We start from the raw sequence: 13,322 nt of genomic DNA on the forward strand, positions 1-13,322 counted from the left end.
GTCGAAATGCCTCCCGATGCCGCGATGTTCCGGCAGAATTCGCCCCGTCGGGGGTGGATTCCGCCACTGCGCCCGACCGGCCATCACTACGATGGTGACCAGTTGAACCAGGCCACAAGCCAGGCAGGAGGTGCGGTCATGGCGTTCTATCGACAGGTAGGAGCGGTGCCGCCGAAACGGCATACACAACATCGGGATGAGCAGGGACAGCTCTACTACGAGGAGCTGATGGGCGAGGAGGGTTTTTCCGGCGATTCCTCGCTGCTCTACCACCGTGGGCTGCCGCCCGCGATCGTCGACTCGACGGTGTGGGAGCTGCCCGACCAGACGACCACCCCGAATCATCCACTGCGGCACCGGCATCTGCGGTTGCCCGAGTTGTTCCCGGACGACACCCCCGCCCGCACCGACGCGGTGACCGGACGACGCCTGATCCTCGGCAATGCCGATGTGCGCATCTCCTACGTCGTGGCCAAGGGCGTGTCCCCGCTGTACCGCAACGCGATCGGCGACGAGCTGGTCTACGTGGAATCCGGTGCGGCCGTGCTCGAAACGGTCTTCGGCCCGGTGCCCGCGCGCCAGGGCGACCAGGTGCTCATTCCGCGCGCGACCACCCACCGCTGGCTGCCCACCGGTCAGGAACCGTTGCGCGCGTACGTGATCGAGGCGTCCAGCCACATCACCCCGCCGAAGCGGTACCTGTCGAAGTTCGGCCAGCTGCTCGAGCACGCACCGTACTGCGAGCGCGATCTGCACGGCCCGGCCGAGACGCTGACCGCGACCGGCACCGACGTGGAGGTGCTGGTAAAGCACCGGCCCGGCGGCAAGGTGGTCGGCACCCGGCTGCTGTACGCCACGCACCCGTTCGACGTGGTCGGCTGGGACGGGTGCCTGTACCCGATCACCTTCAACATCAGCGACTTCGAACCGATCACCGGCCGTATCCATCAGCCGCCGCCGGCTCACCAAGCCTTCGAGGGGACCAACTTCGTGGTCTGCAATTTCGTGCCGCGCAAGGTCGACTATCACCCGCTGTCGATCCCGGTGCCGTACTACCACTCCAACGTCGACTCCGACGAGATCATGTTCTACTGCGGCGGAAACTACGAGGCGCGCAAGGGATCCGGCATCGCGCAGGGCTCGGTGTCGGTGCACCCGGGCGGCTACGCGCACGGCCCGCAGCCCGGCGCCTACGAGCGCAGCATCGGGCTCGACTACTTCGACGAACTGGCCGTCATGGTCGACACCTTCCGTCCGCTGGAACTCGGTGAAGGCGCCCTCGCCTGCGAGGATCCGGCCTACGCGTGGACCTGGTCCGGCCGGGGGCCCGCGTGAGGACTCGCGTCGAAGTACCCGGCGATTCGCTGTTCGGTACGGACAACCTGCCCTACGGCGTGTTCGCCCCCGAGGGCCAGAACTACCGGGTCGGAACCCGATTGGGTGATTCCGTCATCGATCTCGCGACCGCACTGGGCGATCCGGAATTCGGTGAAGCGAGCCTGGCCGCGCTCATGGCGCAGGGCCCGCGGCGCTGGCGCGAGGTGCGCGAACGCGTCCGCGAGCTGGTCGACAACGAAATCGACAGTGCCGCAATACATAAGCTGAACGATGTGCGGCTCGGCCTGCCGGTGCCGATCGGCGACTACGTCGACTTCTACGCCAGCCTCGACCACGCGACGAACCTCGGCCGCCTGTTCCGCCCGGACAGCGAGCCGCTGCTGCCGAACTGGCGGCACCTGCCGGTCGGCTACCACGGCCGGGCGGGCACCGTGGTGGTGTCCGGCACCGAGGTGATCCGCCCCAACGGTCAACGCCGAACCGACTCGGGCACACCGGATTTCGGACCTTCGCGACGACTCGACATCGAGGCCGAGCTCGGTTTCCTGGTCGGCGTCGGCTCCGAACTCGGCGATCCGGTGCAGACCGGCGACTTCGCCGAGCGGGTGTTCGGGGTGGCGCTGGTCAACGACTGGTCCGCCCGCGACATCCAGGCCTGGGAGTACCAGCCGCTCGGCCCGTTCCTCGGCAAGTCCTTCGCGACGTCGCTCTCGCCGTGGGTCACGCCGCTGGCCGCGCTGGAATCCGCGCGGGTGCCCACCCCGGAGCAGAACCCCGAACCCCTGCCCTACCTGCGCGAAACGGACCAGTGGGGGCTCGATATCGACCTGACGGTGTCCTGGAACGGCGAGGCGGTCTCGCACCCGCCGTTCTCCCGGATGTATTGGTCGCCCGCGCAGATGCTGGCCCATCTCACCGCGAACGGCGCCAGCACCCGCACCGGCGACTTGTACGCCTCCGGCACCATCTCCGGACCGGACCCCGATCAGCGCGGCTCGTTCATCGAACTGTCCTGGGGCGGAAGCGAACCCATCCTGGTGAACGGTCAGAAGCGCACGTTCCTGGAGGACGGCGACGAGGTGGTCATCACCGCGTCCGCGCCCGGCCCGGACGAGCGGCGCATCGGTCTCGGTGAAGTCCGGGGCCGGATCCGCCCCGCACACCCGCGCGGATAGCCGGACCACACTACGCCGCGAGCCGGGCCGAATCGATCGGCCCGGCTCGCGTCGTTCGCGCTGAATCTATTGTCCCGCAACGGCTCCCCGGCCGGCGTACACCACCGCGATGAACCCGGTCAGATCCTCGATGAGCGTGTCCACGCCGTCCGGCGTGCCACCGTCGTCGTGATGGTGCAGCCAGTCCGCGACCAGTTCGAACATGCCGCCGACGGTGGCCAGCGCCAAGGCCAGCCGGGCTCGCTGCACGCGCGGATCGCCGTCCGGCTCGCCGGACCACTCCCGATCCAGGAACGCCGCCGACCAGCGCCGGTTGCTGCGCCGGATCCGCTCGACGGTCGGCGAAATACCGCCCGCCTCACCGAAAGTCACCTTCGCCAGGCGCGGGTCGTCGGCGATGGCGTGCACGAACGCCGCGAGCACCGGCTCGGCCCGCTCGGGCCAGGCGAGTTCGGCGGCCGCGACGGCACCGGTGATCACCCGTTGCTGGATCTGCGCGGTGAGCTGCTCGAGCAGCGCGATGTAGCACGCTTCCTTGCTGTCGAAATGGTCGTAGAACCCCTTGGTTCCGACATACGCGCGCTGGCAGATCTGCTCGATCGATGTTCCCGAATAGCTGTGCTCGGCAAACAGTTCGGTGGCCGCGTCGAGAAGTTGATTGCGCCGCTGTGCGCTGCGCTGTTCGGCGTCGAGTCCACGGATCCGGCGACGGGCCGGCCCCTCGGCAGGCCGCGCGGCGGATTTGCTGCGGGTCATACCCTCGACCATAGCTCGATGCCGTTTAGAAAGAGTTCTTGTTAGTAACACGTTCCCGTGCTGTAATCGCTGTCACCTCGAGGAGGAAGGACGCATACGTGTCAGTGATCAATGGTGATCCGGCCGGCCGCCCGCGCACCGGCATTCGTTCGGTGGCCGTGTTGGTGACCATGGCGTTCGCCATGGCCACCGTGCTGCTGACCGGCGCGGTCGCCCCCGCGCCGGCCGCGGCAGTGCCACTCCCGCAAGACGATTCGTTCTATCAACCTCCCGTGGGATTCGCCGATCAGGCGCCCGGCGCGATTCTCCGATCGCGGGAGGTGCACCTGGCGGTCCTGACCTTGCTGCCGCTGAATGTGCGGTCCTGGCAGCTGCTCTACCGCACCACCGATCTCAACGACCAGCCCACCGTCGCCGTCACCACGGTCATCCTGCCCGCGGGCGCCGACCCGAACCGTTCCCGTCCGCTGGTTTCGCTGCAGTTCTATTACGACAGCGCTAGCAACGACTGCTCGCCGTCGTATGTGCTGCAACAGGGTTCGGGACTGGCCGGGCTCGAGGGCATCCACTCGCAAAGCGAACTGATCGCGATCGCCGCACTGATCAGCCAGGGCTGGGCGATCTCGGTGCCGGACTACGAGGGCCTCGACGGCCACCTCACGGTGCCGAAGGAGCCCGGTTACATGACCCTCGACGGCATCCGCGCCGCCGAAGGTTTCCAGCCGCTCGGCCTGGACGGCGCGAACACCCCGGTCGCCATGTGGGGCTTCTCCGGCGGCGGCATGGGTTCGGGCTGGGCGGCGGAGATGCAGCCGACCTACGCGCCGGAACTCAACGTCAAGGGCATCGCCATGGGCTCGCCGACCTCGGACGTGGTGTCGCTGCTGCACGTCAACGGGTCGATGTTCTCCTCGCTGATCGGCATCGGCATCTCCTCGCTGCGCAAGGCCTATCCGAAGTTCAAGGAGGCGGCCGATCGGTATCTGACGCCCGAGGGTCAGGCGCTGATGGACCGGACCGAGCGGCAGTGCCTGCCGCGCAACGCGCTCACCCAGATGTTCGTCGACTACGGACGACTGCTGACCATCCCGATTCCCGACTTCCTCCAGGTTCCCGAGATCAAAGAGACCTTCGAGCAGACGGTGCTCGGCCGCAATATCCCCACCGCGCCGATCTTCCTGTACCAGGGCGTCTTCGACGAGGCGGTGCCGGTGTGGACCAATGATCGGCTGAACCAGCAGTGGTGCGCCGGCGGCGCGTCGGTCATCTACACGCGTGATCATCTCAGCGAGCATCTGAGCCTGCCGTCGCTCGGCATGGCGGGCACGCTCAACTGGATGAAGGGCAGGCTGGCGCCGAACGCGCCCGATCAGGCCGGGTGCCGCACCGACAACGTGGTGTCCATGCTCGCCGATTTCAACGCCTTGCTGACGCAGATCGAGATCAACCTGAACGCCACCTTCGGTGCACTCGGGTTCCCGATCGGCCCGCGCGAGCGCTAGTTTCTCGGTATTGCCTGGCCCTCGACCGGAACTCGGTCGGGGGCCAGGCTTTTCGTTCGCACAGCGATGACTTCCCGGCGCCTGCCTCGTCTGCACAGGTATACCGACACCGGCCAGGAGGATCGTCATGCAAAAGATCGTCACCAACCTGTGGTTCGACACCCAGGCGGAGGAAGCCGCCGAGTTCTACTGTTCGCTGTTCGCCGACGCCAAGATCACCGACGTGCAGTACCACACCGAGGCAACCAACCGGCCGACGGATCTGGCCATCACCGTCGACTTCGAACTCAACGGCCAGAAGTTCACCGCGATCAACGGCGGCGGCGAATACCACTACACCCATGCCATGTCGCTATTGGTCAACTGTGAAGGTCAGGACGAGGTCGACCGGCTGTGGACGGCGTTGCTGGCCGATGGCGGGCAGGAGATCGAATGCGGTTGGCTGAACGACAAATACGGCGTGCCGTGGCAGATCTGGCCGGCCGAGGCGACCGAGCTGGTCACCAGCAGCGACCGGGAAGCGGTCAACCGCGCGATGCAGGCGATGTTCGGGATGAAGAAGATCGTGCTGCAACAGATGCGCGACGCCTACAACGGCAAGTGAGCTGGCTCTTCATCCGATCATGAGGCGAACTCCCAGGGAAGGCAGGTAGTCTCGGGCTGGAAAATTTCACACGCCAACGGGGGCTCGCACCAGCGGGCTGAGAGGACGGCTAGGGCCGTCGACCGTATGAACCTGACCGGGTAATGCCGGCGTAGGGAGGAACGATCATGGCTACTGCTACGTCCAAAGACGGATCCGAGATCATCGACACCGTCACCACCGGACCCATCGAAGGCAGTGTCAAGCACTACACCGAGGTCGACGGGCTGCGCATTCCGGTCCGCCGGGTCAATCTGACGAACGGCGAGCATTTCGACGTCTACGACACCTCCGGCCCGTACACCGACGACACAGCCCAGATCGATCTGGAGTCGGGCCTGCCGAAATTGCGCGATACCTGGGCAAAGCCCGAGGTAGAAGGACCGCCGACCCAGCTGGCCTGGGCGCGGCAGGGCATCATCACGCCCGAGATGCGGTTCATCGCCGCCCGCGAAGGCGTGACGCCCGAGCTGGTGCGCGACGAGGTCGCGCTCGGCCGCGCGGTGATTCCCGCCAATCACAAGCATCCGGAACTCGAGCCGACCATCATCGGCAAGAAGTTCCTGGTGAAGATCAACGCGAACATCGGCAACTCGGCCGTCTCCTCCTCGATCGCCGAGGAGGTGGAGAAGATGGTCTGGGCCACCCGCTGGGGCGCCGACACCATCATGGACCTGTCCACTGGCAAGAACATCCACGAGACCCGCGAGTGGATCCTGCGCAACTCCCCCGTCCCGGTCGGCACCGTGCCGATCTATCAGGCGCTGGAGAAGGTGAACGGCGATCCGACCAAGCTCACCTGGGAGATCTACCGCGACACCGTGATCGAGCAGTGCGAGCAGGGCGTGGACTACATGACCGTGCACGCGGGCGTGCTGCTGCGCTACGTGCCGCTGACCGCCAAGCGGGTCACCGGCATCGTCTCGCGCGGCGGATCCATCATGGCCGCTTGGTGTTTGGCGCATCACCAGGAGTCGTTCCTGTACACGCACTTCGCGGACCTGTGCGAGATCCTGGCGAAATACGACGTGACGTTCTCACTCGGTGACGGGCTACGGCCCGGATCCATCGCCGACGCCAACGACGAGGCGCAGTTCGCCGAGCTGCGCACGCTGGGCGAGCTGACGAAGGTCGCGAAATCCTTTGGCGTGCAGGTGATGATCGAAGGTCCCGGGCACGTGCCGATGCACAAGATCGTGGAGAACGTGCGGCTCGAGGAGGAGCTGTGCGAGGAGGCGCCGTTCTACACCCTCGGCCCGCTCGCCACCGATATCGCGCCCGCCTACGACCACATCACCTCGGCCATCGGCGCCGCGATCATCGCCCAGGCGGGCACGGCGATGCTCTGCTACGTCACCCCGAAGGAACACCTCGGGCTGCCCAACCGGGACGACGTCAAGGTCGGCGTGATCACCTACAAGATCGCCGCGCACGCCGCCGACCTGGCCAAGGGGCACCCGCACGCGCAGGACCGGGACAACGAATTGTCCAAGGCGCGTTTCGAATTCCGCTGGCGCGACCAGTTCGCGCTGTCGCTGGATCCGGACACGGCGCGGGAGTACCACGACGAGACCATGCCCGCCGAGCCGGCCAAGACCGCACACTTCTGCTCGATGTGCGGGCCGAAGTTCTGCTCGATGCGCATTTCCGCGGACGTGCGTGAGTACGCGGAGCGCAACCAGCTGACCGATGTCGAGGCGATCGAGGCCGGGATGGCGGAGAAGTCCGCCGAGTTCGCCGGCAGTGGCAACGCGGTGTACCTGCCGATCGTCACGTAGTTTCCGGATTCAACTGTCCGACAACGCATCCGGTTCCCGCACGCCCGCGTGCGGGAACCGGTCGTCTCAGTCCCGGCGCATGATCTCGAGCAGTGACTCGAGGTGGTCGGCCGGGACGATTTCCATCGACTCGCCGCTGCCCTGAATGGTGGCGGCGATATCGATGGCGATTCGGTTGCGCCACCAGTAGATCGAGCGGCTGACCGGCCGGGACCGGACCTCCCCCGCGACCAGGAGTTCGGCGAGCAGGCTGGTTCCCGCGAAGACCGTCGGTCCGGTGATCGGATGGACCAGCAGGTGGGTGTGACCCGGGATGACGAGCAGCGCGCCCCACGGGCCGACGACCGGATAGTCGTCGAGCCACCGCACGTGCGCGGTGACGAAATCCGATGCCCCGTAGAGCATTTGGATGTCGACATCGTCCATGCCATCGATATCGGCGGCCATCAGGTCGAGCCCGCCCTCGGCCTGGGTGTTGCGCTCGGCGATCGCGAACAGGTCCGATTCCCTTGCGCCCCAACGCTGTGCGTTGGCGTAGGTCACCGGTGCCATGATGTCGCCGAAGTCGATCAGCACCCGCTGCAACAGTCCCGGCGCCACCAACCGCCGCACATCATTGATCAACCCCTTGGTGCGCGCCGAACACAACCGGGTCCGCAGCATCGACCGCACCGACTCCAGCCGCGACACGTCGAGATGCCCGGCCGCCAGATCCGTGATCTGCATATCCAGCCGATCCCCGACGATCGTCGACCACAGCTGCCGCGGCGCCCGCGCAACCCGCCGCTCCAAGCGCGTACACGGCAACACCACCCGCCCACCCCCGCGCCCGGCGAACACGAACTCACCCCCCGACTCCTCACACCCATACCCGTGCCGCACCGCAACCTCGTTGACCAGCAACTTCAATAACCCCGAGGACGACTCCCGCATGACCCCTCGCTCCCGGTCGGGTACCTACCGGACTCCATTCTATCGAACATACGTTCGAGATTGGAGGGCCAGTTTCGAACCCATCCGGCAGGTTGTGGCCGGCCACCTCGTCTGTCACCTGACCACGCAATCTGTCACCACGCTTTTGCTGGTAGATCGCCGTCGACTCCGGTTGTCCCGCTCGGCGGCATGACCGGACGTGCGGTGTGGATCCAGCCGAAGTCGCCGAGACTAAGGGCACTGAGCGGCTGGCGAGACGGGTCGAACCCGACTCGGTTCGCCTCCTGGAGCAGGACGGTTGTCAGGAACAGCGGGCCAGCGAAAGCACCTCAGCGGGCGATCCTGTGCATCGTCGAGGTGTAGCCGCCGCCGGGAAAGGTCCACTGGCCGACCGCGGTGTTCTCGTCGACGAAGGTGCCCTTGTAGTAAGACGAAGAACCGGGCTCGCCGCCCCAGATGGTCAGGACGTCTTCGTCCATTTCGTATACGTAATCGAGTGTGTTGCCCCGGGTGTCGTAGGCGCGCGAGCGGACCTCGGGGCTCGGCGGCTCACCGAAGGGCTGGAGGTGGCCGATGACCTCGAGTGCCTTCACATCGCTGCCGAACAAGTGCATGTCGACATGTTGGAGGAGGAAGAAGCCGCCTTCCATCCACTCGTACTTGACGGTGCCGGTGCTGTCGCCGGAGAGCTGCCAGGTGCCGATCAGACGGCCCAGCGACTGCATGACCGGGCTGGGTGCCGGAGCCGAACTGGTGTCGTTCATCGTGGTTTCCTCTCGTCTCGGATGATGGCTCCTACGGTAGAAAAGACGAGTGGGTGAGATATCTCAGAAATCCGCAGGCTCGCCCGACCGCAACCGGGTCTTACTGCAGGGCGGGCTGCTGGAGCCGGAGATGTTCGACCGCTACTTCTCCGTTCGAGCGTTCGAGCCCGCCGCCGACCTGGCAGCGTGCGTGTCGCACTACTGGGTCATGCGGTGGCGGCTGCCCTACAACGTGACCTATCGACCGGTCGAGGTGCTCCCCACGCCGACGGTGCACGCCTTCGTCACCGCACAGGGCGCTTTCGTGCATGGGATCACCGACGGCGCCCTCAGCTATGACACGGCCGGTGTCGGCGCCATGGCCGGGATCGCGTTCAAGCCCGGCGGTTTCGCGCCGTACTGGGGCAAACCCATGAGTCAACTGCGCGGCGGTCACATCGACCTGAGCACTGTGTTCCCGGACGCCGGCACGCGTCTGCACAGCGAGCTCCTGCATGAGCCCGAGGAGCAGATTGCGGATGCCCTGGACGGACTCCTGCGCTCCAGGCCGGTCCAGCCTTCCCTCCAGCACCTACAGCTCATCGCGGACGCCGTCGATGCCATCATGCGAGAGGACGGCCCCACCACCGTGAGCGCCCTTGCCGCGGAGCTCTTCCGCAGCGAACGCAGTCTCCAGGCGACCTTCGCCGAGCATGTCGGCGTCGGCCCCAAATGGCTGCTGAAACGCCAACGTCTGCTGAAGGCGATCGGCGCGACCGCCGGAACAGCACGCCCGGATTGGGCCGACCTAGCCGCTGATACCGGCTACAGCAGCCAGACGCACCTGCTGAACGACTTCAAGCACGTCGTCGGAGTCACACCCACCGTCTATCTCCGGCGCCTACGCCGACAGTAGCCACTGCGTGACTGCTCCAGACAGCGCGCCACGCGGCAATATCGGACGTCCGAGTGCCGCCCCTGCTGGGCGGCACTCGTAGCCACTACCGAGATTTGCTGTTCGAGGCGGCGATGGGCTTGCAGTTGCCGTCATCGACCCGCCCCTTTTTGTCGTCGAGGAGCAAACAGGCACTCCCGTCCTTGCGGGGAAGTGTCTCTTCGGAACCATTGGTGAAGATGCACGTCACCTGCGGACCGCCGGGCCGCTCCAGCACGGCTTTCTCCAACTCGGTCTCCTGGTCGGCTGCCGCTTCTTGACACAGCTTCTTATCTGGGGCAGGAGCCGCAAACTCCTGCGCGGTGGCGAGGTTGATCGGAAGTGCGGACACGCACGCCGCGACCGCCACAGCGGCGAACACGCGGACTGGCATACGAAGGTTCGAATGCATTGCTGACCCGTTCGCTCGAAGGAAGGTCGGGGCGACCTCACCGTACGACGAGGTATTCGTTCCACCCGGTAGCTGCGGATGGGATGAGCGAGTCATCGCCGGTCGCCGACCGTCCGTATGACCGGACTATCGGGCCGTCAGCATCCGCTGAAGCGAACGTACGCACGTCGGCATGAGCGGATATGACGACGGCCCCGAGATGTCCCGGAGCCGTTGATCTTCGGCCAGGTCTCGCAGCCGCCGCCGACTGAGCGATCAGCGGACGTTCAGAGAGCGCCGATCTCCCACCGGCTGTATTTCAAGTCCGTGTTGGACAGGGAGTCCCGGTCGAGACTCGACGAACTTCCCCGCACCATCAAGTACGTGGTCGAGTCTTCCTTGTCTGTCTCTTTGAACCACACCGTGTCCTCAGGTGCGGACTCGACCTTGAAATGCGCCGCCTTGGCACAATCACGAACCCGATAACTCGTGGTTTCGTAGCTTTGGGTCGCCACTACCCATTGCAGACAGCCCCTGGCACCGTTGTGGAGTTTGAATCGGCCGTCACTGAGTTTCTCGGCCTTCCACTGTTGCCCCTTCTTGTCGCTGTCGAGGTCTCGAGTTGCAGCCTGTCACTGCTTTGCAACACCAGTAAGGGCAGCGACTCCAGCACGATCGAACTGCATACCGTCTCCCATCCGTCGAGGTGCACCCGGCCCGGCGGCCAATGTATTCGAAACCGTGGGCAATCCAGATTGGACATGCTGGTGAACCAACGATGTGGGCGAGCTTCGGTCATCGCCGAGTCTCAGAATCACCCGACTCCCGAGGGACTCCGACCTAGGGTCTGGCTGCTGACGAGCACGCGCAATTCGGCAGGCGCGGACGTTGCGAAGCCCTGTCGGCCAACAGATTTGGACGGCCGACCAACGCGCGCCGCAGGCAATAGCGGACGTTCGTTGGGGCGACGTCTCCGTCTGACGGCCGCTCTCACGTGTTCGGAGAAGCTGACGAGTCGGGTACGCCGTGTCATCGCAGAGCGGAACAGGTCCATGCCAGTGTGCGGAATCGGATTCCGTGCACAACCAGCTCGCGAACGAACGGTCGAGACCGGAAAGAAGGACTCGACGTGAGTGAAAGGGGGCGCCCCGGAGCGGGTCACGCCCTGATCCGGGGCCCCTGACCCGTCACTGTCGGCGCCGATCATCCGTTGCCCGGCATGACTCCGTTTCTACCGGTGCAGCCGCAGTCACGTGAAACGACGATCCGCGAGACATTGCTTCCAACGTCGTATACCCGGTTCTTTTGCCCGGATGCGGACCACACCTGTGTTGCTCCCTGATACATCCTGACTGTGTTGTTGAGGTATCCGGGATTGACATTCTCAGACCAGATGAGGACGCGATAGAAAGGATGTCCGGGAGAAAAATTTATCGTCGTAGTCACGTCGGGATCCATGTATCGGAATGCTCCATTGTGCACGTAGGTGACCGTCCCCGCAGATGCAGTGGCATCCACCGAGATCATCGCCAGCAGGGTAAACCCCAACACTGCACCAGCACGGACTAGCTTTTTCATGAATCGATCCCAATCGTTGAAAAGTGATGAAGCCAATGGGGTCACCGTAGCTTCGGTCGACCGAATCGTCACACGTTCCGAACAGAGTTCATCTGAACGAATGACCCGACCACTACCGACGACCGGTCCCAGAGCAGCCCGGGGCCACCGATTGCGCGCGGCATGACCGAGTCCCCGAACCTAGGCCCCGGTCCGATCCGGATCAGTTGTATGTGCCCAGCCGCGGTTGTGGCTCAAGCCGGGATCTTCACCCCGAGGCTGACCGTCAACCAACGGCTCGATGTTCTCCATCAGCGACTCCAGCGGTGTGCCTAGAAACCCCAATCCGGGTACATTAACATTGGCCGTGACGGTTCTATCGGGATCGTCAGCAAAAACCACTGGCGAAGTAAAACTATTGAAACCAGGCGGTGGACAATTAGCGATGTCGATCAGGAATTAGATCAGATGATTCGGAAAGAATTCGGGCCAGGCATCGTGTTCAAATATGCTAAGTTACCGTCGGGAGTTCTAGATCTCGAGCTTCGCTGGAGGGGACATTTCGCAGTAATTCAAGGAAAGGGCAACGAATGGGGCCTGTCGGTAGATATACCCGACGGTGCAGAGTTCATGCCACACGACCATTTCTTCGAATCATTCTATGGCGCTTTGCAAGCCGCGAAACCGATGATGCTCAACCCGGAACCACTTCGAGACACCGGCAATACGGGAGGATTCATCAAGAACCGGCTCACCGAAACAACTGACAACTGACAACCGAACAGTCCGCGTGAGATTTGCCGACAAACAGATTCGAATCATCACACATGAGCGATCTGTTTGCGCGGCCAGCCGGCGGTGGCGATCTGCTGTGCTGCGAGCGCGGATTCCGCTGTGAGCGCCCGCCAGTACGGCGATGCCGGCGCGATGGTCGCCTCCGGCGCATTGACCTTCGACGGCGTGGCCCCCGCTACGGGCCGCGCCGTCACCATCGCCCTCAACCAGGACCTGATGGACGACCGCTACAACGAAGGCTCTCGGATCTTGGACACTGCCGTCTGCTCGGCGCCCTAGCGCCCGTGCCGAAGTCCCATCCCATCGCTCAGTGGAGTTCCTCGACCAGGCCGATGATGATGCCCTCGGGGCCGCGGACGTAGGCGTAGCGGCAGTAGTCGTCGTAGCGGGCGACCTTGCCTACGAGTTCGCCGCCGTGGGTGTGCAGGCGGCCGACCGCGTCGTCGACGTCGTCGACGGCGAAGGTCAGGCGCGGGATGCCGGGGACGTTCACTGCGGCCTTCGGCGCGGTTTCGGTGGTTGTCGGCGAGCGGAAGGTCGAGAGTTCGATGCGGCCGTGGCCGTCCGGAGTCCGCACTACGGCCATGTCCGCCAGGACGCCGTCCAGCGCGAGGAGGTCGTCGGCCCATTGGCCGCCGACGGTTGCCTCACCCTCCAGTTCCAGGCCCAGTTCGATGAAGAACGCGACAGCGGCCGCGAGATCCTCGACCACGATGCCGACGTGGTCCATCCGGCGGATCGTCATGATGTACTCCTCAGGTTCGGTTCGGTCACTGC

General features: G+C 64.9%; 14 protein-coding genes and 1 riboswitch. Of the genes, 8 read left to right on the forward strand and 6 right to left on the reverse strand.

All coding sequences use genetic code 11. The features are described from left to right. Window positions 1-138: 138 nt before the first annotated feature. Both F3087_RS01850 and fahA read left to right on the forward strand, forming a co-directional pair. The gene (locus F3087_RS01850) at window positions 139-1,335 is read left to right on the forward strand and encodes a homogentisate 1,2-dioxygenase (RefSeq protein ID WP_150399999.1); all 1,197 of its coding nucleotides are present in this window, start codon (window positions 139-141) and stop codon (window positions 1,333-1,335) included. Continuing rightward, on the forward strand, window positions 1,332-2,513 hold the full coding sequence (gene fahA, locus F3087_RS01855; protein WP_223884769.1) for a fumarylacetoacetase: 1,182 nt from the start codon (window positions 1,332-1,334) through the stop codon (window positions 2,511-2,513). The genes F3087_RS01850 and fahA overlap by 4 nt, the downstream gene beginning before the upstream one ends. A gap of 66 nt (window positions 2,514-2,579) precedes the next feature. Here the strand turns inward: fahA and F3087_RS01860 are convergent, their stop codons facing one another. Then, the gene (locus F3087_RS01860) at window positions 2,580-3,269 is read right to left on the reverse strand and encodes a TetR/AcrR family transcriptional regulator (protein WP_150400001.1); all 690 of its coding nucleotides are present in this window, start codon (window positions 3,267-3,269) and stop codon (window positions 2,580-2,582) included. Between the two features lie 98 nt (window positions 3,270-3,367). Between F3087_RS01860 and F3087_RS01865 the strand changes: the two genes are divergently transcribed. From F3087_RS01865 to thiC, 3 genes are all read left to right on the forward strand, one after another. Further along, window positions 3,368-4,771, forward strand: coding sequence for a lipase family protein (locus F3087_RS01865; RefSeq protein WP_150400002.1), 1,404 nt, complete (start codon window positions 3,368-3,370; stop codon window positions 4,769-4,771). Between the two features lie 127 nt (window positions 4,772-4,898). After that, window positions 4,899-5,375, forward strand: a complete 477-nt coding sequence (locus F3087_RS01870) for a VOC family protein (RefSeq protein WP_150400003.1) — start codon at window positions 4,899-4,901, stop codon at window positions 5,373-5,375. Between the two features lie 66 nt (window positions 5,376-5,441). Beyond that, window positions 5,442-5,551: riboswitch (TPP riboswitch) on the forward strand. Then, window positions 5,543-7,192, forward strand: coding sequence for a phosphomethylpyrimidine synthase ThiC (gene thiC / locus F3087_RS01875; RefSeq protein WP_150400004.1), 1,650 nt, complete (start codon window positions 5,543-5,545; stop codon window positions 7,190-7,192). It overlaps the preceding riboswitch by 9 nt. 66 nt (window positions 7,193-7,258) lie before the next feature. On the opposite strand, the gene F3087_RS01880 is transcribed toward thiC, so the two are convergent. Together F3087_RS01880 and F3087_RS01890 are read right to left on the reverse strand one after the other, a co-directional pair. After that, window positions 7,259-8,125, reverse strand: coding sequence for a hypothetical protein (locus F3087_RS01880; protein WP_150400005.1), 867 nt, complete (start codon window positions 8,123-8,125; stop codon window positions 7,259-7,261). Window positions 8,126-8,454: 329 nt separating this feature from the next. Beyond that, window positions 8,455-8,889, reverse strand: a complete 435-nt coding sequence (locus F3087_RS01890) for a hypothetical protein (protein WP_223884770.1) — start codon at window positions 8,887-8,889, stop codon at window positions 8,455-8,457. A 49-nt stretch (window positions 8,890-8,938) separates the two neighbouring features. Between F3087_RS01890 and F3087_RS01895 the strand changes: the two genes are divergently transcribed. Beyond that, window positions 8,939-9,784, forward strand: a complete 846-nt coding sequence (locus F3087_RS01895; RefSeq protein WP_150400006.1) for a helix-turn-helix domain-containing protein — start codon at window positions 8,939-8,941, stop codon at window positions 9,782-9,784. Between the two features lie 85 nt (window positions 9,785-9,869). Here F3087_RS01895 and F3087_RS01900 read toward each other — a convergent pair whose 3' ends face one another. Next, entirely contained in the window at window positions 9,870-10,184 is a 315-nt protein-coding gene (locus F3087_RS01900) for a hypothetical protein (protein ID WP_150400007.1), read from the reverse strand. Window positions 10,185-11,396: 1,212 nt separating this feature from the next. Continuing rightward, the gene (locus F3087_RS01905; RefSeq protein ID WP_150400008.1) at window positions 11,397-11,807 is read right to left on the reverse strand and encodes a hypothetical protein; all 411 of its coding nucleotides are present in this window, start codon (window positions 11,805-11,807) and stop codon (window positions 11,397-11,399) included. A 411-nt stretch (window positions 11,808-12,218) separates the two neighbouring features. On the opposite strand from F3087_RS01905, the gene F3087_RS01910 reads away from it, so the two are divergent. Both F3087_RS01910 and F3087_RS01915 read left to right on the forward strand, forming a co-directional pair. Further along, the gene (locus F3087_RS01910) at window positions 12,219-12,524 is read left to right on the forward strand and encodes a hypothetical protein (RefSeq protein ID WP_150400009.1); all 306 of its coding nucleotides are present in this window, start codon (window positions 12,219-12,221) and stop codon (window positions 12,522-12,524) included. A 120-nt stretch (window positions 12,525-12,644) separates the two neighbouring features. Continuing rightward, a complete protein-coding gene (locus F3087_RS01915; RefSeq protein ID WP_150400010.1) occupies window positions 12,645-12,824 on the forward strand; it encodes a hypothetical protein in 180 nt (59 codons plus the stop codon). A 28-nt stretch (window positions 12,825-12,852) separates the two neighbouring features. Here the strand turns inward: F3087_RS01915 and F3087_RS01920 are convergent, their stop codons facing one another. After that, window positions 12,853-13,290, reverse strand: coding sequence for a VOC family protein (locus tag F3087_RS01920; RefSeq protein ID WP_150400011.1), 438 nt, complete (start codon window positions 13,288-13,290; stop codon window positions 12,853-12,855). Between the last annotated feature and the right edge of the window lie 32 nt (window positions 13,291-13,322).

The organism is Nocardia colli, from assembly GCF_008704205.1.
GTDB lineage: Bacteria > Actinomycetota > Actinomycetes > Mycobacteriales > Mycobacteriaceae > Nocardia > Nocardia colli.

Coding starts and splice junctions, on each gene's coding strand:
- F3087_RS01890 (WP_223884770.1), bottom strand. CDS start 8,889: ATGAACGACACCAGTTCGGCTCCGGCACCCAGCCCGGTCATGCAGTCG.
- F3087_RS01910 (WP_150400009.1), top strand. CDS start 12,219: ATGATTCGGAAAGAATTCGGGCCAGGCATCGTGTTCAAATATGCTAAG.
- F3087_RS01880 (WP_150400005.1), bottom strand. CDS start 8,125: ATGCGGGAGTCGTCCTCGGGGTTATTGAAGTTGCTGGTCAACGAGGTT.
- F3087_RS01920 (WP_150400011.1), bottom strand. CDS start 13,290: ATGACGATCCGCCGGATGGACCACGTCGGCATCGTGGTCGAGGATCTC.
- F3087_RS01860 (WP_150400001.1), bottom strand. CDS start 3,269: ATGACCCGCAGCAAATCCGCCGCGCGGCCTGCCGAGGGGCCGGCCCGT.
- F3087_RS01850 (WP_150399999.1), top strand. CDS start 139: ATGGCGTTCTATCGACAGGTAGGAGCGGTGCCGCCGAAACGGCATACA.
- F3087_RS01870 (WP_150400003.1), top strand. CDS start 4,899: ATGCAAAAGATCGTCACCAACCTGTGGTTCGACACCCAGGCGGAGGAA.
- thiC (WP_150400004.1), top strand. CDS start 5,543: ATGGCTACTGCTACGTCCAAAGACGGATCCGAGATCATCGACACCGTC.